Origin of the sequence: Streptomyces sp. NPDC059718 (assembly GCF_042733315.1) — a bacterium.
Classification (GTDB): Bacteria; Actinomycetota; Actinomycetes; order Streptomycetales; family Streptomycetaceae; genus Actinacidiphila.
Genome location: NZ_JBHWGA010000014.1, coordinates 161,340 through 183,334, shown reverse-complemented (window position 1 = coordinate 183,334; position 21,995 = coordinate 161,340). Strand labels below are relative to the sequence as shown.

The 21,995-nt window shown below is 71.9% G+C and carries 21 protein-coding genes; 7 read left to right on the top strand and 14 right to left on the bottom strand.

Features of this window, described 5'->3' with window-relative positions; all coding sequences use genetic code 11:
- Positions 1 to 117 precede the first annotated feature (117 nt).
- From ACFV3E_RS18415 to thyX, 3 genes are all read right to left on the bottom strand, one after another.
- On the bottom strand, positions 118 to 1,803 hold the full coding sequence (locus ACFV3E_RS18415; RefSeq protein ID WP_500535561.1) for a ribonuclease J: 1,686 nt from the start codon (positions 1,801 to 1,803) through the stop codon (positions 118 to 120).
- Positions 1,804 to 1,926: 123 nt separating this feature from the next.
- A complete protein-coding gene (dapA, locus tag ACFV3E_RS18410; RefSeq protein ID WP_500535560.1) occupies positions 1,927 to 2,826 on the bottom strand; it encodes a 4-hydroxy-tetrahydrodipicolinate synthase in 900 nt (299 codons plus the stop codon).
- Between the two features lie 168 nt (positions 2,827 to 2,994).
- Positions 2,995 to 3,732 (bottom strand): FAD-dependent thymidylate synthase, encoded by a 738-nt coding sequence (thyX, locus tag ACFV3E_RS18405; protein ID WP_500535559.1) that lies wholly within the window; start codon positions 3,730 to 3,732, stop codon positions 2,995 to 2,997.
- A 167-nt stretch (positions 3,733 to 3,899) separates the two neighbouring features.
- Here thyX and ACFV3E_RS18400 point away from each other — a divergent pair, with 167 nt between their 5' ends.
- Together ACFV3E_RS18400 and argB are read left to right on the top strand one after the other, a co-directional pair.
- A complete protein-coding gene (locus tag ACFV3E_RS18400; protein WP_500535558.1) occupies positions 3,900 to 4,448 on the top strand; it encodes an SCO5741 family PH domain-containing membrane protein in 549 nt (182 codons plus the stop codon).
- 165 nt (positions 4,449 to 4,613) lie between these two features.
- Positions 4,614 to 5,492, top strand: coding sequence for an acetylglutamate kinase (gene argB, locus ACFV3E_RS18395; protein WP_500535557.1), 879 nt, complete (start codon positions 4,614 to 4,616; stop codon positions 5,490 to 5,492).
- A gap of 13 nt (positions 5,493 to 5,505) precedes the next feature.
- Here the strand turns inward: argB and ACFV3E_RS18390 are convergent, their stop codons facing one another.
- The 6 genes from ACFV3E_RS18390 to eccD all read right to left on the bottom strand — a co-directional run bounded on the left by ACFV3E_RS18390 (position 5,506) and on the right by eccD (position 12,640).
- The gene (locus ACFV3E_RS18390; protein ID WP_500535556.1) at positions 5,506 to 5,958 is read right to left on the bottom strand and encodes a hypothetical protein; all 453 of its coding nucleotides are present in this window, start codon (positions 5,956 to 5,958) and stop codon (positions 5,506 to 5,508) included.
- Positions 5,959 to 5,998: 40 nt separating this feature from the next.
- Entirely contained in the window at positions 5,999 to 6,751 is a 753-nt protein-coding gene (dapB, locus tag ACFV3E_RS18385) for a 4-hydroxy-tetrahydrodipicolinate reductase (protein WP_500365850.1), read from the bottom strand.
- 50 nt (positions 6,752 to 6,801) lie between these two features.
- Positions 6,802 to 8,178 carry a M16 family metallopeptidase gene (locus tag ACFV3E_RS18380; protein ID WP_500535555.1) on the bottom strand — a complete coding sequence of 459 codons (1,377 nt, stop codon included), beginning with the start codon at positions 8,176 to 8,178 and terminating at the stop codon, positions 6,802 to 6,804.
- On the bottom strand, positions 8,175 to 10,400 hold the full coding sequence (locus tag ACFV3E_RS18375) for a polyribonucleotide nucleotidyltransferase (protein ID WP_500365853.1): 2,226 nt from the start codon (positions 10,398 to 10,400) through the stop codon (positions 8,175 to 8,177). The genes ACFV3E_RS18380 and ACFV3E_RS18375 overlap by 4 nt, the downstream gene beginning before the upstream one ends.
- A gap of 292 nt (positions 10,401 to 10,692) precedes the next feature.
- Positions 10,693 to 10,980: a 30S ribosomal protein S15 gene (gene rpsO / locus ACFV3E_RS18370; protein WP_361804583.1), complete on the bottom strand. Its 288-nt coding sequence runs from the start codon at positions 10,978 to 10,980 to the stop codon at positions 10,693 to 10,695.
- A 190-nt stretch (positions 10,981 to 11,170) separates the two neighbouring features.
- Entirely contained in the window at positions 11,171 to 12,640 is a 1,470-nt protein-coding gene (eccD, locus tag ACFV3E_RS18365) for a type VII secretion integral membrane protein EccD (protein WP_500535554.1), read from the bottom strand.
- Between the two features lie 297 nt (positions 12,641 to 12,937).
- Here eccD and eccCa point away from each other — a divergent pair, with 297 nt between their 5' ends.
- Positions 12,938 to 16,888 carry a type VII secretion protein EccCa gene (gene eccCa / locus ACFV3E_RS18360; RefSeq protein ID WP_500535553.1) on the top strand — a complete coding sequence of 1,317 codons (3,951 nt, stop codon included), beginning with the start codon at positions 12,938 to 12,940 and terminating at the stop codon, positions 16,886 to 16,888.
- Positions 16,889 to 16,965: 77 nt separating this feature from the next.
- On the opposite strand, the gene ACFV3E_RS18355 is transcribed toward eccCa, so the two are convergent.
- On the bottom strand, positions 16,966 to 17,388 hold the full coding sequence (locus ACFV3E_RS18355; protein ID WP_500535552.1) for a hypothetical protein: 423 nt from the start codon (positions 17,386 to 17,388) through the stop codon (positions 16,966 to 16,968).
- A 228-nt stretch (positions 17,389 to 17,616) separates the two neighbouring features.
- Here ACFV3E_RS18355 and ACFV3E_RS18350 point away from each other — a divergent pair, with 228 nt between their 5' ends.
- Positions 17,617 to 18,126 carry a cupin domain-containing protein gene (locus ACFV3E_RS18350; protein ID WP_500535551.1) on the top strand — a complete coding sequence of 170 codons (510 nt, stop codon included), beginning with the start codon at positions 17,617 to 17,619 and terminating at the stop codon, positions 18,124 to 18,126.
- Positions 18,127 to 18,142: 16 nt separating this feature from the next.
- Here ACFV3E_RS18350 and ACFV3E_RS18345 read toward each other — a convergent pair whose 3' ends face one another.
- On the bottom strand, positions 18,143 to 18,523 hold the full coding sequence (locus tag ACFV3E_RS18345; protein WP_500365861.1) for a VOC family protein: 381 nt from the start codon (positions 18,521 to 18,523) through the stop codon (positions 18,143 to 18,145).
- Between the two features lie 54 nt (positions 18,524 to 18,577).
- Here ACFV3E_RS18345 and ACFV3E_RS18340 point away from each other — a divergent pair, with 54 nt between their 5' ends.
- On the top strand, positions 18,578 to 19,111 hold the full coding sequence (locus ACFV3E_RS18340; RefSeq protein ID WP_500535550.1) for a GNAT family N-acetyltransferase: 534 nt from the start codon (positions 18,578 to 18,580) through the stop codon (positions 19,109 to 19,111).
- Positions 19,112 to 19,123: 12 nt separating this feature from the next.
- On the opposite strand, the gene ACFV3E_RS18335 is transcribed toward ACFV3E_RS18340, so the two are convergent.
- On the bottom strand, positions 19,124 to 19,633 hold the full coding sequence (locus ACFV3E_RS18335; RefSeq protein ID WP_500535549.1) for a GNAT family N-acetyltransferase: 510 nt from the start codon (positions 19,631 to 19,633) through the stop codon (positions 19,124 to 19,126).
- Positions 19,634 to 19,690: 57 nt separating this feature from the next.
- Between ACFV3E_RS18335 and ACFV3E_RS18330 the strand changes: the two genes are divergently transcribed.
- A complete protein-coding gene (locus ACFV3E_RS18330) occupies positions 19,691 to 20,173 on the top strand; it encodes an SRPBCC family protein (protein WP_500535548.1) in 483 nt (160 codons plus the stop codon).
- Between the two features lie 17 nt (positions 20,174 to 20,190).
- The gene (locus ACFV3E_RS18325; protein WP_500535547.1) at positions 20,191 to 20,886 is read left to right on the top strand and encodes an alpha/beta fold hydrolase; all 696 of its coding nucleotides are present in this window, start codon (positions 20,191 to 20,193) and stop codon (positions 20,884 to 20,886) included.
- Here the strand turns inward: ACFV3E_RS18325 and ACFV3E_RS18320 are convergent.
- Positions 20,871 to 21,371, bottom strand: a complete 501-nt coding sequence (locus tag ACFV3E_RS18320) for a hypothetical protein (RefSeq protein ID WP_500535546.1) — start codon at positions 21,369 to 21,371, stop codon at positions 20,871 to 20,873. The two genes, ACFV3E_RS18325 and ACFV3E_RS18320, sit on opposite strands and share 16 nt — an antisense overlap.
- Positions 21,368 to 21,994: a hypothetical protein gene (locus ACFV3E_RS18315; RefSeq protein WP_500535545.1), complete on the bottom strand. Its 627-nt coding sequence runs from the start codon at positions 21,992 to 21,994 to the stop codon at positions 21,368 to 21,370. Before ACFV3E_RS18315 ends, ACFV3E_RS18320 begins: the two co-directional genes overlap by 4 nt.
- Position 21,995 lies beyond the last annotated feature (1 nt).

Genomic DNA, 21,995 nt, shown 5'->3' with positions numbered 1-21,995 from the left:
TTACCGCACCGATCTGAGCACGCACGTCTCCGTGGCGTTCTCGTCGCGGGGGTTGTGACAACGTACTGGAGCGGGGGACCCCGATGCAAATCGGGGTGCCCCGCTCCTGGTGGTGCGTCAGACCTCCACGACCACAGGGAGGATCATCGGGCGCCGGCGGTAGTTGTCGGAGACCCACTTGCCGATGGCGCGGCGGATGAGCTGCTGCAACTGACGGACCTCGGCGACGCCGTCGGAGGCGGCGCGGGCGAGGGACTCCTCGACCTTGGGGAGTACCTCGTTGAAGGCCGCGTCGTCGATCCCGGAACCGCGGGCCTGGACGAACGGGCCGCCCACGACCTTGCCGGTGGTGCTGTCGACGACGATGAACACCGAGACGATGCCCTCCTCGCCGAGGATGCGGCGGTCCTTGAGGGAGGCCTCGGTGATGTCACCGACCGAGAGGCCGTCCACGTAGACGTAGCCCGCCTGGACCTTGCCGGTGACCTTGGCGACGCCGTCGACGAGGTCGACGACCACGCCGTCCTCTGCGAGGACGCAGCGCTGCTTCGGGATGCCGGTGGCCTGGCCGAGTTCGGCGTTGGCACGCAGGTGCCGCCATTCGCCGTGGACCGGCATGAGGTTCCGCGGCTTGCAGATGTTGTAGAAGTACACCAGTTCACCGGCGGAGGCGTGGCCGGAGACGTGCACCTTGGCGTTGCCCTTGTGCACGACGTTGGCGCCCCAGCGGGTGAGGCCGTTGATCACGCGGTAGACCGCGTTCTCGTTGCCGGGGATGAGCGAGGAGGCCAGGACCACCGTGTCGCCCTCGACGATGCGGATCTGGTGGTCGCGGTTGGCCATCCGGGACAGGGCCGCCATGGGTTCGCCCTGGGAGCCGGTGCACACCAGGACGATCTTCTCGTCGGGGAGGTCGTCAAGCGTCTTGACCTCCACGATGAGACCCGGTGGGACCCGCAGGTAGCCCAGGTCACGGGCGATGCCCATGTTGCGGACCATGGAGCGGCCGATGAAGGCGACCTTGCGGCCGCGCTCGTGGGCCGCGTCCAGGACCTGCTGGATGCGGTGGACGTGGCTGGCGAAGCTGGCCACGATGATCCGCTTCTCGGCCTTGGCGAAGACCTGTCGCAGCACCGGCAGGATGTCCCGCTCGTGCGGGATGAAGCCGGGCACCTCCGCGTTGGTGGAGTCGGAGAGCAGCAGGTCGATGCCCTCCTCCGACAGGCGCGCGAAGGCGTGCAGGTCGGTGAGCCGGCCGTCGAGCGGCAGCTGGTCCATCTTGAAGTCGCCGGTGTGCACGACCATGCCGGCCGGGGTGCGGATGGCGACCGCGAGGGCGTCGGGGATGGAGTGGTTGACCGCCACGAACTCGCAGTCGAAGGGCCCGATGCGCTCGCGCTGCCCCTCGGCGACCTCGAGGGTGTAGGGGCGGATGCGGTGCTCGGCGAGCTTGGCCTCGATGAGGGCCAGGGTCAGCTTCGATCCGATCAGCGGGATGTCGTCCTTCTCCCGCAGGAGGAAGGGGACGGCGCCGATGTGGTCCTCGTGGCCGTGGGTGAGGACGATGCCGACGACGTCGTCCAGGCGGTCACGGATGGACGTGAAGTCCGGCAGGATCAGGTCGACTCCGGGCTGCTCCTCCTCCGGGAAGAGCACCCCGCAGTCGACGATCAGCAACCGGCCTCCGTACTCGAAGACCGTCATGTTGCGGCCGATCTCGCCGAGACCGCCGAGCGGGGTGATGCGCAAACCCCCTTCGGGCAGCACGGGGGGCGGGCCGAGCTCAGGGTGCGGATGGCTCAAAGTATCTCCTCACCACGCACGCCACAGGCCCCGGGCGGACACCCGGGGACACCGTGCGCGCATGACAGCGTGCTTTCTGTTGCGTTGTCCTCATGGAGCGATATTCAGTTCTTAAGTCTTTGGTTACAGCTGTACCCCGCCGGCGGCGAGATCCTGCTTCAGCTGTGCCGTCGCGGCCTCGCCGAGCTCCACGAGCGGGAGCCGGAGCGGGCCGCCGGGCAGCCCCTGCAGGGCCAGGGCGGCCTTGGTGGTGATGACGCCCTGGGTGCGGAAGACGCCGGTGAAGACCGGGAGCAGCTTCTGGTGGATCTCGGCCGCCTTGTGGATGTCACCCGAGAGATACGCCTCGAGGAGGGCCCGCAGCTCAGGGCTGACCAGATGTCCCACGACGGAGACGAAGCCTGCGGCGCCGACGGAGAGCAGCGGCAGGTTGAGCATGTCGTCGCCGGAGTACCAGGCGAGGCCGCTGCGGCTGATGGCCCAGCTCGCGGCGGCGAGGTCGCCCTTGGCGTCCTTGTTGGCGACGATCCGGGGGTGCTCGGCGAGCCGGACGAGGGTCTCGGTCTCGATCGGGACGCTGCTGCGGCCGGGGATGTCGTAGAGCATCACCGGCAGACCGGTGGCGTCCGCGACGGCGGTGAAGTGCCGGTACAGGCCCTCCTGCGGGGGCTTGTTGTAGTACGGCGTCACCGTGAGCAGGCCGTGGGCGCCGGCGCGCTCCGCCTGGCGGGCCAGCTCGACGGTGTGGTGGGTGTCGTTGGTGCCGACGCCGGCGACGACGAAGGCGCGGTCGCCCACCGCCTCCAGTACGGCCCGGACGAGCTGCTCTTTCTCCACGTCGCTGGTGGTCGGCGACTCACCGGTGGTGCCGTTGACGACCAGGCCGTCGTTGCCTGCCTCGACGAGGTGGGCGGCGAGCTGCTGCGCGCCGTCGAGGTCGAGGGCGCCGTCCGCGGTGAACGGCGTGACCATTGCGGTCAGGACCCGCCCGAAGGGGGTCCGCGGAGTGGAGGTCGGAGCCATGAGTCCAACGCTACTCGGTGCCGGTGCCGGGACTCCCCCTCGGGACCTGCGATGAGGACTCCGGCGCTGCCTGCTCGGGGGTTCAAGCAGCACCGGAATCCGTTTCTGAAGACTAGACGAATTGCATGAAACCCGGCAATCGGAAGATTCCGGATGAGTGGTGACCTGCTATGGAGCGACCCGGCCGTTGGCGTTGAAGGCGGCGTGGGTGAGCGGCATGAGCTTCGCCCATTCGGCTTCCATCCGCTCCCCGACCATCTCGATCTCCCGCTGCGGGAAGGACGGGACCTTGGCGAGCTCGTGCTGGGTGCGCAGGCCGAGGAAGTGCATCAGCGAGCGGGCGTTGCAGGTGGCGTACATCGACGAGAACAGGCCGACCGGCAGGGTGGCCCGGGCGACCTCGCGGGCGACGCCGGCCGCCAGCATCTTCTGGTAGGCCTCGTAGGAATGCCGGTAGGAGGCCTCCATGGCGTCCACGGCGGCCTGGTGCTGCTCCGGGGACCCGTGCACGAACTCGTACTTCCCGGGGCGGCCCTGCTGCACCAGCTTGCGCTCCGTGGACGGCACGTAGAAGACCGGCTGCAGCTCGCGGTACCGGCCGGATTCCTCGTTGTACGACCATCCGACGCGGTGGCGCATGAACTCGCGGAAGACGAAGATCGGGGCGCTGATGAAGAAGGTCATGGAGTTGTGCTCGAAGGGGCTGCCGTGGCGGTCCCGCATGAGGTAGTTGATCAGGCCCTTGGAGCGCTCGGGGTCCTTCGTCAGCTCCGCCAGGGACTGCTCGCCGGCCGTGGAGACCCGGGCGGCCCACAGCACGTCGGAGTCGGCGGCGCTGTGCTTGACGAGCTCGACGGTCACGTCGTCGCGGAACTGCACGCAATCGTCGGCGGAGATGTCGGTCACCGGGCGTCCTTCCTCATGGAGCTTGGGGCGGCGCCCAGCCTATGCGCCCGCTCCGACATCGCCCGACACCCGTCGAACCCGGCCCCACCCCCCGCAAAGCGGAGCAAGGCAGACGACCGGCGGACCACTGCTGGCCGGTCCCGGCGGGGCCCGCTAGCCTCACCGATGTGTCTCTGCCCTTCCTCGCCGCCGACAGCGGCCACGACGAGTACGCCGCGGACGCCGCCCTTCCGCACCGGGTCCAGGACGGGTGGATCCGTCCCTACCGCCCGGGGCCCTGGCGGGTCGCCACGGCGGCGATGCTGCTGGTGCTCGCCTCGTACCTGCTCATCGCGGGAGTGATCATGGGGCTCGCGGGCAACGGGCCCGGTGTCGCCGCGACGGTCGTCGCCGCCGTGCTGGCCATCGTCTGCGCGCTGCGTCTGCTGCGCGTGGGGTTCTGGGTGAGCACGCGCGGGCTGCGGCAGGTGGGGCTCTTCTACACCACGACGCTGCCCTGGAACCGGGTCGGGGCCGTCCGTACGGCCCAGCAGCCGGTGAAGTGGCTGGGGCTGCCCCGGACCGTCCAGGGCCAGGCCCTGGTCGTCACGCGGGCGGACGGCCAGCGGCTGCGACCGCTGCTCACCGACCACAACGCGGACTTCCTCGGCCGTACGGAGGCCTTCGACCAGGCGGCCGACGCCATAGAGGGCTGGGCCTCCGAGCTGAGCCGCTGAGGTCTCGGCGGGCGGTCGACGAGGGGGGCGACGAGGCCCCGCCCGTCCGGGAGGCAACACGGGCGGCGGGAGACGGCGTACAGGGGACAGCCGGGCGTCATCGGGGGTTTGCCTGCGGCTGTTAGCGTCCGGCCGACCCGGCCCGCCGAGGACCTGGAGCGACTCTTGCTCGCACCGCCGCATCCGAACACGCTCCTCACCGCTCCCGCGCCGCTGCCCGCGCTGGAACCGCTGCGGGGCCGCACCGTCGTCGTGAAGTTCGGCGGGCACGCCATGACCGACGGGTCGCTGCTGCGCACCTTCGCCGAGGACGTGGTGCGGCTGCGGCGGACCGGCGTGCGGGCCGTGGTGGTGCACGGGGGCGGTCCGCAGATCAACGCGCAGCTGGACCGGCTGGGCGTGCCCGCGCATTTCCTGGGCGGGCAGCGCGTCACCACGCCGGAGACGCTGGACGTGGTGCGGATGGTGCTCGCCGGCAAGGTGCAGCGGGACCTGGTGCGGCTGTTCAACGAGCACGGCCCGTACGCCGTCGGGCTCACCGGCGAGGACGCGCACACGCTCACCGCGGTGCGCCGGTACGCCGAGGTCGGCGGGGAGCTGATGGACATCGGCCTGGTCGGTGACGTGACGGAGGTCAACACGGCCGCCGTGGACATGCTGCTGGACCACGGGCACATCCCGGTGGTCTCGCCGCTCGGCCGCGGCACGGACGGCGAGGTCTACAACGTCAACGCGGACGCGGCCGCCGGCGCGCTCGCCGCCGCGCTGGGCGCCGAGGCCCTGGTGGTGCTGACCGACGTGCCCGGGCTGTACGCGGACTGGCCGTGCCGGGAGCGGGTGCTGGACCGGCTGACCGCCACCGAGCTGGAACGCATGCTGCCGTCCCTCGGGGACGGCATGGTGCCGAAGATGGAGAGCTGCCTGCGCGCGGTCCGCGCCGGTGTCCGTACCGCAAGGGTGCTGGACGGGCGCGCCCCGCACGCCCTGCTGCGCGCGCTGACCGGCGCCCCCGGGGAGGCCGGGACGACCGTCCTGCCGGGCTGAGGCCGGGCCCCGTTCAGGGCGTCTGCGGCGCCTTTCCGCGCAGGGCGATCGCCCGCTGCATGGCCGTGCGTGCCCGCGGGGTGTCGCGGGCGTCGTGGTAGGCGACCGCGAGCCGGAACCACGTCCGCCAGTCCTCCGGCGCGGCCTCCGTCTCGGCCTTGCGCCGGGCGAAGACCGCGTCGGCGGAGGCACGGTCGACGCGGCCGCTCGGGGTGCGCACCAGCTCGTCCTCCGGCAGGCCGCCCTCGGCCTCCAGTTCCCGGGCGAGCCGGTCCGCGTTGCGCGCGAACTGCGTCGTACGGACCAGGAACCAGACGCCGACCAGCGGCAGCACGAGCACCGCCACGCCGAGGACCACCGTGACCGGGCGGCCGTCCTGGATCAGCCAGACGCCGCGGGCGCCGGCCAGCACGAAGTACACGACCAGGACGGCCGCGAGGACGAAGTAGGTGATCTTTGCGCGCATGGTGGGCGAACCGGCTCTCAGTCTGTCGTCTCTCGGTCGGTCAGTCGAGGTCCATGAAGTGCTCCAGGCCGAAGGTGAGTCCCGGCGTGGAGACGACCCTGCGCACGCCGAGCAGCACGCCCGGCATGAAGGAGCCGCGGTTCATGGAGTCGTGACGGATGGTGAGGACCTCGCCGGCGTCGCCGAAGAGCACCTCCTGGTGGGCGACGAGACCGCGCAGCCGCACCGCGTGCACGGGCACGCCCTCGACGTCGGCGCCGCGCGCGCCGTCCAGGGCGGTGGCGGTGGCGTCCGGCTGCGCGCCGAGCCCGGCCTCGCGGCGGGCGTCGGCGATGAGCTGCGCGGTGCGCACGGCGGTGCCGCTGGGGGCGTCGACCTTGTCCGGGTGGTGGAGTTCGACGATCTCCGCGGACTCGAAGAAGCGGGCCGCCTGGCGGGCGAAGCGCATGGCCAGGACCGCCCCGATGCCGAAGTTCGGCGCGATGAGCACACCGGTGCCCGGCGCGGCGCCGAGCCAGCCGCGCAGGGTGTCCAGGCGCTCGTCGGTCCAGCCGGTGGTGCCGACGACGGCGTGGATGCCGTGCCGCAGGCAGAAGTCGAGGTTGCCCATGACCGAGCCCGGGGTGGTCAGTTCCACCGCGACCTGGGCCCCGTTCTCGGCGAGGGTCTCCAGCTTGTCCTCGCGGCCGATCGCCGCCACGAGCTCCAGGTCGTCCGCGGCCTCGACGGCCTTGACCGCCTCGGCGCCCATCCGGCCGCGGGCCCCGATCACACCCACACGGATCTTGCTCATCGTTCCAGTCCTCCGGTCCAGACGTTCGAGACGGTCGGTACGGCTCAGGCTCAGACGACGGACTCGTGCAGGCGGGCGGCCTGCCGGTCCTTCAGCGGGCCTATGACGGCCAGCGAGGGACGCTGTCCCAGGACGTCGCGGGCGACCGCGCGCACCTCGTCGGGGGTGACCGCGGCGATCCTCTCCAGTGTGGCGTCCACCGACATCTGCTCGCCCCAGCAGAGCTCGCTCTTGCCGATCCGGTTCATGAGCGCGCCGGTGTCCTCCAGGCTGAGCACGGTCGAGCCGGAGAACTGACCGATGGCGCGGTGCAGTTCCTCGTCGCTCAGCCCGTGCTCGGCGACCTGGTCGAGCTCCTCGCGGCAGATCTTCAGGACCTCGTGGACGCGGCGCGGCTGGCAGCCGGCGTACACGCCGAACAGGCCGCAGTCCGCGAAGGACGAGGTGTACGAGTAGACGCTGTAGGCGAGGCCGCGCTTCTCGCGGACCTCCTGGAACAGCCGGGAGCTCATCCCGCCGCCGAGCGCCGTGTTGAGCACGCCCAGCGCCCAGCGCCGGTCGTCGTGCCGGGACAGCCCGGGCATGCCGAGCACGACGTGGGCCTGCTCGGTGCGGCGCTCCAGCAGCTCCACCCGGCCCTGGCCGCGGATCGTGCGGGCGCCGCCGCGCGGCGGGCGCGGGACGGCTTCGGCGTCGCGGAGGGCGCCCGCGTCCTCGAATGCCTTGCGGACCTGGCGGACGACGGTGGCGTGGTCGATGTTGCCCGCGGCGGCGACGACCAGCCGGGTCGGGTCGTAGTGCTTCCGGTAGAAGCGGGCGACCTGGTCCCGGGTGAGGGCGTTGATGGTGTCGACCGTGCCGAGGACGGGGCGGCCCAGCGGGGAGTCGCCCAGCATGGCGGTGGCGAACAGGTCGTGGACCTGGTCACCGGGGTCGTCCTCGGTCATCGCGATCTCCTCCAGGACCACACCGCGCTCGGCGTCGATGTCCTCCTGGCGGATCAGGGAGCCGGTCAGCATGTCGCTGACCACGTCGATGGCGAGCGGCAGGTCGGTGTCGAGGACACGCGCGTAGTAGCACGTGTACTCCTTGGCCGTGAAGGCGTTCATCTCGCCGCCGACGGCGTCGATGGCCGAGGAGATCTCGAGTGCGCTGCGCCGCGCGGTGCCCTTGAAGAGCAGGTGCTCCAGGTAGTGCGTGGCGCCGTTGAGGGCCGGGGTCTCGTCGCGGGAACCGACGCCGACCCAGATGCCGAAGGTCGCGGAGCGCACGGTCGGCAGGGTCTCGGTGACGACGCGCAGTCCCCCGGGGAGGACGCTTCGCCGGACCGTACCGATGCCGTCGGCGCCGGGCAGGAGGGTCTGCGTGCGGACGGCCCGCCCCTTGGTGGAGGGGCGGGCCGTCACGCGTGTGGAGCCGGTGGTCACTTCTCGGACGCGTCCTCGGCCTTGTCGTCGGCCGCGGTCTCTTCGCCCTCGATGACCGGGATGAGCGACAGCTTGCCGCGCTGGTCGATCTCGGCGATCTCGACCTGGACCTTGGAGCCCACGGCGAGGACGTCCTCGACGTTCTCGACGCGCTTGCCGCCGGCCAGCTTGCGGATCTGCGAGATGTGCAGCAGGCCGTCCTTGCCCGGGAGCAGGGAGACGAAGGCACCGAAGGTGGTGGTCTTCACGACCGTACCCAGGTAGCGCTCGCCGACCTCGGGCATCGTCGGGTTGGCGATGCCGTTGATCGTGGCGCGGGCGGCCTCGGCGGACGGGCCGTCGGCGGCACCGATGTAGATGGTGCCGTCGTCCTCGATGGTGATCTCGGCGCCGGTGTCCTCCTGGATCTGGTTGATCATCTTGCCCTTGGGGCCGATGACCTCACCGATCTTGTCCACCGGGATCTTGACGGTGATGATGCGCGGGGCGTTCGGCGACATCTCGTCCGGAGTGTCGATCGCCTCCATCATCACGTCGAGGATGTGCAGACGGGCGTCGCGGGCCTGCTTGAGGGCCGCGGCCAGGACCGACGCCGGGATGCCGTCGAGCTTGGTGTCCAGCTGCAGCGCCGTGACGAACTGCTTGGTGCCGGCGACCTTGAAGTCCATGTCGCCGAAGGCGTCCTCCGCACCGAGGATGTCGGTGAGGGTGACGTAGTGGGTCTCGCCGTCGATCTCCTGGGAGATCAGGCCCATGGCGATGCCGGCGACGGGGGCCTTGAGCGGCACACCGGCGTTCAGCAGCGACATGGTGGAGGCGCAGACCGAGCCCATCGAGGTGGAGCCGTTGGAGCCGAGCGCCTCGGAGACCTGGCGGATGGCGTACGGGAAGTCCTCGCGGGCCGGCAGGACCGGGAGGATCGCCCGCTCGGCCAGCGCGCCGTGGCCGATCTCACGGCGCTTGGGGGAGCCCACGCGGCCGGTCTCGCCGACGGAGTACGGCGGGAAGTTGTAGTTGTGCATGTAGCGCTTGCGCGTCTCGGGCGCGAGCGTGTCCAGCTGCTGCTCCATGCGGAGCATGTTGAGGGTGGTGACGCCCAGGATCTGGGTCTCACCGCGCTCGAACAGGGCCGAGCCGTGCACCCGCGGGATGGCCTCGACCTCGGCGGCCAGGGTGCGGATGTCGGTGACACCGCGGCCGTCGATGCGGACCTTGTCCTTGATGACGCGCTCGCGGACCAGCTTCTTGGTCAGCGAGCGGTAGGCCGCGGAGATCTCCTTCTCGCGGCCCTCGAACTGCGGGAGCAGCTTCTCGGCGGCGAGACCCTTGACGCGGTCCAGCTCGGCCTCGCGGGCCTGCTTGCCGGCGATGGTCAGCGCCTGCTTGAGCTCGTCGGCGACGGCGGCCTCGAGCGCCTCGAACACGTCGTCCTGGTAGTCCAGGAAGATCGGGAACTCGGCGGTCTCCTTGGCGGCCTTCGCGGCGAGGTCGGCCTGCGCCTTGCACAGCACCTTGATGAAGGGCTTGGAGGCCTCCAGGCCCGCCGCGACGACCTCCTCGGTCGGCGCCTCGGCGCCGTCCTCGACGAGCTTGATCGTCTTGGTGGTGGCCTCGGCCTCGACCATCATGATCGCGACGTCGCCGTCCTCGAGGGTGCGGCCGGCAACGACCATGTCGAAGACGGCGTCCTCCAGCTCACTGTGGGTCGGGAAGGCGACCCACTGCCCGCGGATCAGCGCGACGCGGACGCCGCCGACCGGGCCGGAGAAGGGCAGGCCGGCCAGCTGCGTGGAGCAGGAGGCGGCGTTGATGGCGACCACGTCGTAGAGGTGGTCGGGGTTGAGTGCCATGATCGTCGCCACGACCTGGATCTCGTTGCGCAGGCCCTTCTTGAAGGACGGGCGCAGCGGGCGGTCGATCAGGCGGCAGGTGAGGATCGCGTCCTCGGAGGGACGGCCCTCACGGCGGAAGAAGGAGCCGGGGATCCGCCCGGCCGCGTACATGCGCTCCTCGACGTCCACCGTCAGCGGGAAGAAGTCGAGCTGGTCCTTCGGGTGCTTCGAGGCGGTGGTGGCCGACAGCACCATGGTGTCGTCGTCCAGGTAGGCCACGGCGGAGCCGGCGGCCTGACGGGCCAGGCGGCCCGTCTCGAAGCGGATCGTACGGGTGCCGAAGCTGCCGTTGTCGATCACGGCTTCGGCGTAGTGGGTCTCGTTCTCCACTATGGGGATTCTCCTCTTTCGTGCCCCCGGGCGTCTTCCCGGGAGCCGTCGGTGGAGGGGCGTCCCGCCGGGCCGGTCTTCGATCGAAGCCACCGGGACGTACGTGCTGCCCGGGGGCCACTACCGAGGACCGGCTCTGGTGGCGTTTAGGAGGACGCTCCCTCCGCATGCTCTATGGCGTTGTGTATGGGACCAGACTACAAAGCTTCGGCCCCGGTCTCGCGCCCAGCGCGGTCCCGTACGTACGCCAAGGGAGCGGCTCCCGGACGGGAACCGCTCCCTTTACGGCGTCTCAGCGGGCGCCGGCCGCGCCACGGCGGATGCCCAGGCGCTCGACGAGCGCACGGAAGCGCTGGATGTCCTTCTTGGCCAGGTACTGCAGCAGGCGGCGACGCTGGCCGACCAGGATCAGCAGACCACGACGGGAGTGGTGGTCGTGCTTGTGGGTCTTGAGGTGCTCGGTCAGGTCCGAGATGCGGCGCGAGAGCAGCGCTACCTGGACCTCGGGGGAGCCGGTGTCGCCCTCCTTGGTGCCGAACTCGGCGATGATCTGCTTCTTCGTCGCGACGTCGAGCGACATGCGGTCTCCTTGTGGTGTCGGTGCCTCCGAGCGCCCCTGGTCTGCGTCACAGGAGAAGCTGCGATGACTCGGAAGGCATGACGCGCCGCGCATGGGCGGACGCATCGGTTACACAGAGTACCACCCCGGGCCCGGTGCGATGTCCGGGGCCGGGGTGGCGGTGCCGCGGGCGGCTTGCGGGCGTACCGGCTCAGCCGCTGGTCATGCCGCGGGCCTCGGCGTACAGGTCGAGGACGGCGAGGGCGAGCGGGATCAGGGAGAGCAGCACGGCCGCCTCGGCGAGGTCGAGCATCCGGCCCCAGAAGGGGGTGACGCCCTTGCTCGGGACGATGAGGGCGATCGCGACCAGGAGGGTGGCGCCCAGGGCCACCGCGGCGGACAGCCACACGGTGCGGATGTCGAGCGAGGAGTGGTTGCCGCGCAGCAGGTCGGTGAGGACGTCGGCCGGCAGGTTGAGGGCGAGACCGATGATCAGCAGCCCGATGGTGATCACACCGGCCACCATCAGCGTCACGACCTGCGAGGTGTAGCGGAACAGCCGGGCGCGCATCAGCGTCGCCAGGCCCATGGCGAGGGCGAGCAGCTGTGCCCAGGCGCTGTCGGAGAAGCCGAGCACGACGCCGGCGGAGCCGACGATCGCGGCCGCGCAGCCGCCGACCAGGCCCAGCAGCAGCTCGTGGCCGCGACGGGCCTGGTTGGTGATCCGGTCGAAGTCGACCGGCTCCTCCTCGCCCTGCCGGTCGCCGTCGCCGCGGTGCCGGGCCTGGACCTGGTCGGGGGAGCGGAAACCGATGGGCAGCCGGGCGAAGCGGGCGGACCAGCCGGGCAGGAAGCCGATGACGGCGATCATGACGACGGCGGTGACGGCGGCCGCCTCGCGCGGCGCGGCGTCGGTGAGGATCGCCACGAAGGTGGCCACGGTGCCGACGCCGGCGGTGAAGGAGGCCGCGACGAACGGCGAGTCCCCCTGCGGCAGCATCAGCACGAGGAGCACGGCGGCGATGAGCACGACGACGCAGCCGATGAGGAAGTGCAGCCGGCCGGGTCCCTCGGTCCTGCCGACGCCCATGACCCCGGAGCCGGCGACGAGCAGCAGCGGCAGGGAGGCGAGGCCGAGGGCGACGGCGGAGTGCCGGTCGTCGTACACGCGGGCGCGCACCGAGGCGAGCGCCACCAGCACCAGGCCCGCGGCGCCGGCGAGGATGCCGGGCAGGCCGTGCATGTCGTGCTTGACCGGCTCGGAGAACCAGAGCACGAAGGCCATGAGGGCGAGCAGGATGACGCCCGCGGTCAGGCCCACGCCGCGCATGAGGCCGTCGTTCCAGCTGCGGCGGTCGGTCTGGACCGCGGCGGCGACGGCATCGACGACGTCGTCGAACACGGCGGGCGGCAGCGAGTCCGCGAACGGACGCAGCAGCAGCAACTCGCCGTCGTGGACGCGCTGTTCGGCCAGGGACAGGGTGTCGTCGAGGACACGCCCGTCACGGCGGACCAAGTTGTAGCCGGTGGGGGCGGCTTCGTCGGGTGTCTGGCCCGACAGGCGCAGTATCTCGGGATGGATGTCGGAGAGCGGCACGTCCTCCGGAAGTGCCACATCGATCCGGCTGTTCGGCGCCGCCACCGTGACTCTGCAGAATCCCGTCGCTGAGATCGTGCTCACCTGGAGTGGTCCCCCTCGTCCGGTGATGGATGGGTTGAGGTCGGGTCCACGCGGCCGTCCAGGGTCGGACCCCCGTTCCGCGCTTCGCGATCCGTCACCCTACCGGGTACCCCAAGTCCCTTGTCCCTCACCCGTCCCAGTGCCCTGTGACTGTCATGCCCAGTAGGATCGCCACCTGCCTGTGGTCCGATGCCCGCCCCGTGCGGGGGCGGAGCGCCGACCGGGACGTGTCATACGGGGGACCGTCGCCACGGGGGCGGCCCGAAACTGCGATTCGCGTGAAGGACTGGTGCATCGGTGAGCGTGGTCGTCATCAAGCGCCCGCCGCGGGTTTACCCGCCGGAGGTGCCGAATGAGGAGGTACGGCTCGAAGCCCCGCCCGAACTGCCACGCGGCGAGGACCAGGGCCTGCTGATGAATCTGCTGCCGATGCTCGGCATGGGTTCGTCGGCGGCGTTCTTCTTCCTGCCGACGGGGTCGGGGACCTCCGGCGGGTTCATGAAGGTCATGGGCGTGCTCATGATGGGCTCCACCGTGGCGATGGTGGTGGCCCAGATCGTGCGCTCCCGCAAGGGGCCGTCGGGGCAGATGGCGGAGGCCCGCCGGGACTACCTGAAGTACCTGGCGCAGATACGCCGCGGGGTGCGCAAGACCGCCCGCAGGCAGCGCGACGCACAGTATTACCTGCACCCCGCGCCCGAGCAGCTGTGGGCGCTGGTCGCCGAGGGCTCGCGGGTGTGGGAACGCCGGTTCACCGACCCGGACTTCGCGCAGGTGCGGGTGGGCCTCGGGCCCCAGCAGCTGTCGACGCCGCTGGTGGCGCCGGAGACCGCCCCGGTGGACGAGCTGGAACCGCTGACCGCGCACTCGATGCAGCAGTTCATCGCGGCGCACGGTTCGCTGGACAACCTGCCGCTGGCGGTGGGCCTGCGCTCCTTCTACCACGTGACGGTCTCCGGGGACCCGGACACCGTCTACGGGCAGACCCGCTCCATCGTGGGCCAGCTGTGCTCCCTGCACTCGCCGGAGGACCTGGTCGTCGCCGTCGTGGCGGCGCCCGGCGCGCAGTCGGAGTGGGAGTGGGTCAAGTGGCTGCCGCACGCGCAGCACAAGGAGCACGACGGCGCGGGCTCGCGCCGTCTGATATGCGGCGACCTGGGTGAGGTCGAGGATCTGCTGGCGGACGAGCTGGACGGCAGGCCGCGCTTCAACCGCGAGGGCCAGACGGTGCTGGACCAGCCGCACGTGGTGATCGTGCTGGACGGCGGCGGCGTGCCGGCGGACTCGGTGATCGCCTCCGCCGAGGGCCTGCAGGGCGTCACGATCCTGGAGGTCGTCCCCGGCGAGCTGGACGAGGCGCGCGGCTCGCTGTCCATCCAGGTGTGGCGCGACCAGCTGTACCTGGAGGCCGGGGCCGGCACCTTCACCGGCGTCCCCGACGTGCTGTCCCCCGTACAGGCCGAGTCGCTGGCGCGGCAGCTCGCGCCGATGCGGCTGGGCGCCGCGGACGCCGACGAACCGCTGCTGGCGAACCTGGACTTCACCGACCTGATGGGGATCGGCGACGCCTCGTCGGTGGACGTCGCGCGGACCTGGCGGCCGCGTACCCTCCACGAGCGGCTGCGGGTGCCGATCGGCCTGGGCGAGACCGGCGAGCCGGTCATGCTGGACGTCAAGGAGGCCTCCCAGGAGGGCATGGGCCCGCACGGCCTGTGCGTCGGCGCCACCGGTTCCGGCAAGTCCGAGCTGCTGCGCACGCTGGTCCTGGGACTGGCCGTGACGCACTCCTCGGAGACCCTCAACTTCGTGCTCGCCGACTTCAAGGGCGGCGCGACCTTCACCGGCATGGGCACGATGCCGCACGTGTCGGCGGTCATCACCAACCTGGCCGACGAGCTCACCCTGGTGGACCGCATGCGCGACTCCATCACCGGTGAGCTGACCCGCCGCCAGGAGCTGCTGCGGCAGTCCGGCAACTACGCCAACATCACCGACTACGAGAAGGCCCGCGCGGCGGGCGCGGCGCTCGACCCGCTGCCCTCGCTGATCCTGATCATCGACGAGTTCTCCGAGCTGCTCGCCGCCAAGCCGGACTTCATCGAGATGTTCATCCAGATCGGCCGCATCGGCCGTTCGCTGGGTGTGCACATGCTGCTGGCCTCGCAGCGCCTGGAGGAGGGCAAGCTGCGCGGCCTGGACACCTTCCTGTCGTACCGCATCGGTCTGCGGACCTTCTCCGCCGCCGAGTCGCGCACCGCGATCGGTGTGCCCGACGCCTACCACCTGCCCAACGTCCCCGGCGCGGGCATCCTGAAGTACGGCACCGACACGATGGTGCAGTTCAAGGCCGCGTACGTGTCCGGCACCTACCGGGCGCCGGGCACGCGGACGGCGAGCGGGGCGCGCATCGACCGCTCCCCCGTGCTGTTCACCGCCTCGCCCGTGCCCGTGCGCATAGTCACCGAGCCGGAGCCACAGCCGCGCGCCGGGCAGGTGGACGACGCGCTGGCCGACACCGTGCTCGACGTCATCGTCGGCCGGCTGGAGGGCCAGGGGCCGCCCGCCCACCAGGTGTGGCTGCCGCCGCTGGACGAGCCGTTCAGCGTCGACCAGGTGCTGCCGCCGCTGACGGTGAGCGCCGAGCGTGGTCTGCACGCCGACGGCTACACCGCCACCGGCAAGCTCCAGGTGCCGGTCGGCCTGGTCGACAAGCCCTTCGAGCAGCGCCGTGACGTCATGTACGCGGACCTGTCGAGCTCCGGCGGTCACGCGCTGGTCGTCGGCGGCCCGCAGTCCGGCAAGTCGACGCTGGTGCGCACCCTGATCGCGTCCTTCGCGCTCACCCACACCCCGAAGGAAGTGCAGTTCTACGCACTTGACTTCGGCGGCGGCGGCATGCTGGCCCTGGACGGGCTGGCGCACGTCGGCGGGGTGGCCTCGCGCCTGGACGCGGAGAAGGTCCGGCGTACGGTGGCCGAGGTGCACGGCATCCTCAATGCCCGCGAGGAGTTCTTCCGCACCAACGTCATCGACTCGATGAACACCTTCCGCTCCCGCCGGGCCTCGGGGCACTTCCCCGACCAGCCGTGGGGCGACGTGTTCCTCGTCATCGACGGCTGGAGCACCTTCAAGACCGACTACGAGATGCTCGACCCGGTCATCAACGACATCGCCACCCGCGGTCTGGGCTTCGGCGTCCACCTGGTCATCACCGCCACCCGCTACACCGAGATCCGGCCCGCGCTGCGGGACCAGGTCCTCAGCCGGCTGGAGCTGCGGCTCGGCGACCCGATGGAGTCCGAGTTCGACCGCAGGCGCGCCGAGAACGTGCCGGTCGGCAAGCCGGGCCGCGGTCTGTCCCCGGAGAAGCTGGACTACCTGGCGGCGCTGCCCCGCGTCGACGCCTCCTCGAACGTGGAGGACCTCTCCGAGGGCATGGCGCAGTTCGTGGCCACGGTCAACGCCAACTGGTCGGGTCCCACCGCGCCGAAGGTGCGGATGCTGCCGACGATGCTGCCGTCGACCGAGCTGCCCAAGGGCGGCGACTTCTCCGACCGCGGCATCGCGATCGGCGTGGACGAGCTCACGCTCTCCCCGGTGTTCGTGGACTTCGAGACCGATCCGCTGATGGTGATCTACGGCGAGAGCGAGTCCGGCAAGTCCTCGCTGCTGCGGCTGATCGCCAAGCAGGTCAGCGAGCGCTACGAGTCCGGCAAGGCGCTGTTCGTGGTCTCCGACTTCCGCCGGGCCCTGCTCGGCCAGGTGCCGGAGAGCCACATGTACAAGTACTGCGCCTCCGGCCCGCAGCTGCAGGAGGTCATGGAGTCGCTGGCCGGTTCCATGAGCCGCCGGATGCCCGGCCAGGACGTCACGCCCGAGCAGCTGCGCAACCGCAGCTGGTACACCGAGCCGGACGCCTGGGTCTTCGTGGACGACTACGACCTGGTCGCCACCTCGATGGGCAACCCGATGCAGGTGCTGATGGAGTACCTGCCGTTCGCCCGTGACCTGGGTCTGCGCATCGTGCTGTCGCGCAGCACCTCGGGTGCGTCGCGGTCGTCCTTCGAGCCGTTCCTGACCCGCGTCAAGGAGCTGGGCGCGACCGGTGTGCTGCTCTCCGGCGACCCGGGCGAGGGCCCGGTCTTCGGCAACGTCAAGGCGTCCAGGCTGCCCCCGGGCCGCGCGCAGTTCATCACGCGGCGCCGCGGCAACCAGCTCATCCAGACCGGCTTCCTGCCGGAGAGCTGAGCCCGTCCCGGCGCGCGGCGCCGGGACACGTGAGCGGGGGCGGGCCGTCCGGCCCGCCCCCGCTCGCGTGTCCGCGTTCAGTCCCGCGGGGACGGCGGCCGGTAGGCGGGCGGGACGTCCCGGGGGTCGCGCCGGACGACGGCCGGGCGGTGGCCGCCGGCCGCCTCGTCCTCCCGGGCGTCACCGGCTTCCTCCTCGGCCTGCTGCTCGAACCAGCGCCGGGCGCGCTCCTCCTGCGCGGCCCGCTCCTCGGGCGTCAGCCGTTCGTCGGCCCGCTTCAGCTCGGCCATGCGGTCGCCGATCGCGCCGAGGTAGGCGCTGGAGCCCAGTGCCTCGCGCATGCCGAGGCGGCCGGAGAGCACCTCCCGCGCCATCTCCTTGAGCGTGCCGTCCGCGGTGGGGTTGTCGGCGAGCGTCCTGAGCGCCTTGTGCAGTCGGCGGGCCTGCGCGGGGTCGTCCGCGACGTCCATCAGGTCCGCGTCGCTGATCTCCTTGCTCATCGGTGCGTTCCCCCGGTCGAGAGTGTGGTGACGGGTGTGCGCATGCCATCGTGCCATCAGGGGGACGCCGCGACCACGGTCGCGGGTGCGGTCACGGATGCGCGGCCCCGGCAACGCGGACACGCTTCGTCAACCTTTCGGCCGTCCTTCCCGGAGCGCTGATCGCAGTTCCTCGATCAGATGTGGCACGGTCTGTCTGGACGATGCCGAAGGAGGCGACGAGCGATCATGTCCTACCCCGAGCCCCGTTACCTCGGAGAACAGGGCGAGATCAGCGCGCTGTTCCGCTCCGCCGACACCGCCGCGGACGTGGTCGCGCCTTCGGGCAACCGCACCCACTACCTCGCCACGCACGCGTCGACGGACGGCGGCTTCGGCCTGTACCGGATCGACATGGGCCCGGGCTCCCCCGGCCCCAGCACCCACTTCCACCGCTCGATCTCCGAGTCCTTCTTCGTCCTCTCCGGGGCGGTGCAGCTCTTCGACGGGGAGCGCTGGATCACCGCCCGTCCCGGGGACTTCCTCCACGTGCCGCCCGGAGGACTGCACGCCTTCCAGAACGACTCCGACGAACCCGCGTCGATGCTGCTGCATTTCTCGCCCGGCGCGCCCCGGGAGGAGTACTTCGAGCGGGCCGGTGAGATGGCGCAGCGCGGGGGTACGGCGTTCCGGGAGTTCCTGCTCCGCCACGACAGCTTCTTCGTGGACCCGCCGCAGGTCGGGCCGGAACCGCTGTGACGCACGGGGGCGGCGGTCAGCCGACGCTCTTGTCGATGACGCAGAAACGGTTGCCCTCGGGGTCGGCCAGCACGACGAAGTCCGGGTCCGGAGGGTAGCGGTCCCAGTCGACCCGCCCGGCGCCCAGGGCGACCAGCCGCTCCACCTCCGCCGCCTGTCCGGCGGCGTCGTCCGCGTACAGGTCCAGGTGGACCCGGGGGTGCTCCTGCACCGGGGTGTCACTCGTACCGAGCGCGATCCCGGGTCCTGCCGCTCCCGCGGCGGGCACCAGCACCGCCCAGTCGTCCTCCGCCCGCACCTCGCCGTCGCGGGGCACGTAGCCGAGGGCGGCGCCCCAGAAGGCCGCGGCACGCCGCACGTCCGTCACTCCGAGCACGATCGTCCCGAGGGTCAGCATGGGTCGATTGTGGCAGCCGGCGCCGAACCCGGACGGGCCTGCCAGGATGGGGACATGGCCCGCGTCACCGTCGCCCACACCGCCGACCTGGACGCCGCCGTGCTCGACGCGGCGCGCTCGCTGCTGGACGCCGCCTTCGGGGGCGACCTGTCCGACGCCGACTGGGAGCACGCCCTCGGCGGCATGCACGCGCTGGTGTGGGAGGACGGCGGCCTCGTCGGGCACGCCGCCCTCGTCCAGCGCCGCCTGCTGCACGGCGGACGGGCGCTGCGCGCCGGTTACGTGGAGGCCGTCGGCGTGCGCGCCGACCGCCGGGGGCGCGGGCACGGCGCCGCGCTGATGGACGCCCTGGAGCGGCTGGTGCGCGGCGCCCACGACCTGGGGGCGCTGGCCGCCGCCGACGGAGCCGCCGCCTTCTACACCGCGCGCGGCTGGCGGCCCTGGCGCGGACCCACCGCGGCGCTGACGCCGGACGGTGTCGTCCGCACCCCCGAGGACGACGACTGCGTGCTCGTGCTGCCCGGGGCCGCCCCGCTCGACCTGTCCGGCCCGCTCATCTGCGACTGGCGCGACGGCGACCTGTGGTGACCGCGGCCGGCGTCACGGGACGTACAGCTCCAGGCGCCAGTCGTTGCAGCGGATGGGGTGCCCCGGCGGGTACTCGAAGTCGCACTCCTCCACCAGCGTGAAGCCGAGCTTGCGGCAGATCGCGTTCGAGGGGTGGTTGTCGACCTTGGGGAAGGCGTGCAGGAAGCGCGGGCCCTTCTCGGCCGCCGCCCGGGCGATGACGGCCTCCCCGGCGGCCGCGGCGACCCCGCGCCCCTGGAACTCGGGCAGGACGCCCCAGCCGGTCTCGTACACCGTCCCGCCCCGCCAGGACTTCTCCCAGTAGCCGATGCTCCCGGCCGGGACCCTCTCGGGCAGCAGCACGATGCTGAACATCCCGCCACCGCCCTCGCGGCCGCTCGCCAGGTACCGCTCGTGCCGGACGAGCAGTTGCTCCTCGGTCTCGGGGCCGCCGAGGTGGCGCATCATCCCCGGCACGTTCGCCCGGCGCAGCAGGTCGAGGTCGCCCTCCGCCCACGGCTCGATCCGTACCTGCGCTGCCATCTTCCGCTCCCTCGTCGCTCCTGCCGATCACACCACACGGGTCGGACACCGCCACCGATGAGTTTCGCCGGCCAGGCCGGTCCCACCTCCCGGAGCCGTTCCGCAGTGGCCCGGCTCGACCAGGAAGGCAGCATGATGAACGACATCACCATTACCCGGGTCTTCGACGCCCCGCTCGCCAAGGTGTGGAAGGTGTGGACCGAGCCGGAGTACTTCGCCCAGTGGTTCGGCGCCCCGCTGCCCACCGTCGCCAGCGACGTCCGCCCGGGCGGCGCCTGGCGCGCCACCATCACCACGCCGCAGGGCGAGATGCCGCTGAGCGGGGTGTACCGCGAGGTGGAGGTGCACAAGCGGCTGGTGTGGACGATGGACGTCCCCGGCGCACCCGAGGTCGTCATGGACGCCACCTTCACCGACCGCGGGGACAGGACCGAGGTCGTCTACCACCAGCCCGGGGTCCCCGAGGAGCACTGCGCCACGGCCGAGGCCGGCGCCAACCACATCCTGGACAGCTTCACCTCCGTCCTGACGAAGTCCTGAAGGGAGGGCGGACGGACGTGACGGAGACGACCTTCGTCCTGGTCCCCGGGGCGGGCGGCGGCACCTGGTACTGGCACCTGCTCGTGCCGGAGCTGCGCCGCCGCGGCCACGCGGCGGTCACGGTGGACCTGCCCACCGCGGACGACTCCGCGGGCCTGCAGGAGTACGCCGACGCGGCCGTCGCCGCCGCGGGCGACCGTGCGCCGCTGGTACTGGTCGCCCAGTCGATGGCCGGCTTCAGCGCGCCCCTGGCCTGCGAACGGCTGGGGGACCGGCTCGTCCTGCTCGTCCTGGTCAACGCGATGGTCCCGGTCCCCGGCGAGACCGCCGGGGACTGGTGGTCCGCCACCGGCGAGCCGGAGGCCCGGCGCGCCCTCGACCTCGCCGAGGGACGTCCGGTGGACGGGGAGTTCGACCCCCTGGTCACCTTCTTCCACGACCTTCCGCGGCCCGTGGCGGACGAGGCCCTCGCCCAGGGGAACCGGCAGTCGGACACCCCGTTCGGCGTGCCCTTCCCCCTGCCCGCCTGGCCGCGGGTGCCCACCCGAGTCGTCGTGGGCCGCGACGACCGGCTGTTCCCCGCCGCCTTCCAGCAGCGGGTGGCCCGGGAACGGCTCGGCGTCGAACCGGACGTCCTGCCGGGTGGGCACCTGGTGGCGCTCGCCGATCCGGGCGGGCTGGCGGACCTTCTGGTGGGCTATCTGCCGGGCTGAGGCAGCGACCGGCGCAGGTCCAGGGCGCCGGGGCTCCACTGCTCCCGCCCCGTGCCGCGTACCTCCGCCGTCCAGCCCTCCGCGGCGGCGACGGCGGCGGCACGGTCCGGGCCCGCACCGCGGAAGGACCGGGCGGGGACGCTGACGGCGAGCACGGCCCCGCCGTCGGCGTCCCGCGCCCGGTGGGCCGCCGGCCGGCGCTCGGCGGCGGCGATCCGGGCGCGGATCCGCTCGGTCGCGTACGCGTCCCACCGGGCGGGGTCGGCGGCCCACTCGAGCCGGAACCGGGGCCAGGTGAGGGCGCCGCGCCACGGGTTGAGCCACGCGAGCGGCGGGTTGACCCCCGCGGACGCGAGCGCGACGAACAGGCCCAGGGCGAGCGCGACGACGGCCCACAGCGGCAGCCAGAGCCACTGCAGGACGAACTGCGCGAGCAGCCCGGGCCGGTTCCTGCGCGGGACGGCGAGGCGGGGCGGGGCGGTCACGCGGTGCCGTGCGAGCGGTGGACCACGGCCTGCGCGTACGCCACCCGTACGTCCAGCCGGTCCGTCCGCACCTTGTACCGCTCGGACATCCCGTAGTACTTCAGCGACGCCGGCGAACCGATCCCCTGCCGCCAGGCCGTCCGGACGGGCAGCGACCAGGCGGAGTCCCCGGTGCCGCCGACCGCCCAGAACAGGTTGAGGACGAGCCACAGCGGCGACAGCAGCACGAACACCACCCACGAGGTCGTCGTCCCGCCGTGCCCGGCGAGCACCCGGCCGCCCGGCAGCCTGATCTCCCACCGCGGCCGCCACCGCGCCCGCTTCGCCGGGGTCCCCAGCTCGCCCAGTTCCTCGCCGCCCGCCCCGAGCACCGACAGCCGCCCGCCGGACGACTGCCCGCCCACCGGCCGTACGACGAAGCCGAGCGTCTCCCGTCCGGCCAGGTCCCGGTACATCGCGAACCGCGGTTTCGCGTCGGCCCCGGAGCCGCCGACGGGAACACCGTGCCCGACGTACACGGTCTCCCCGCCCCGCCCGGGACGGATGACCTTCTGCAGCTTGAACCCGGCCTGCCGGCGCTCCTGTTCGGAGGGCGGCCGTACCTGGAACGAAACGACACTCATC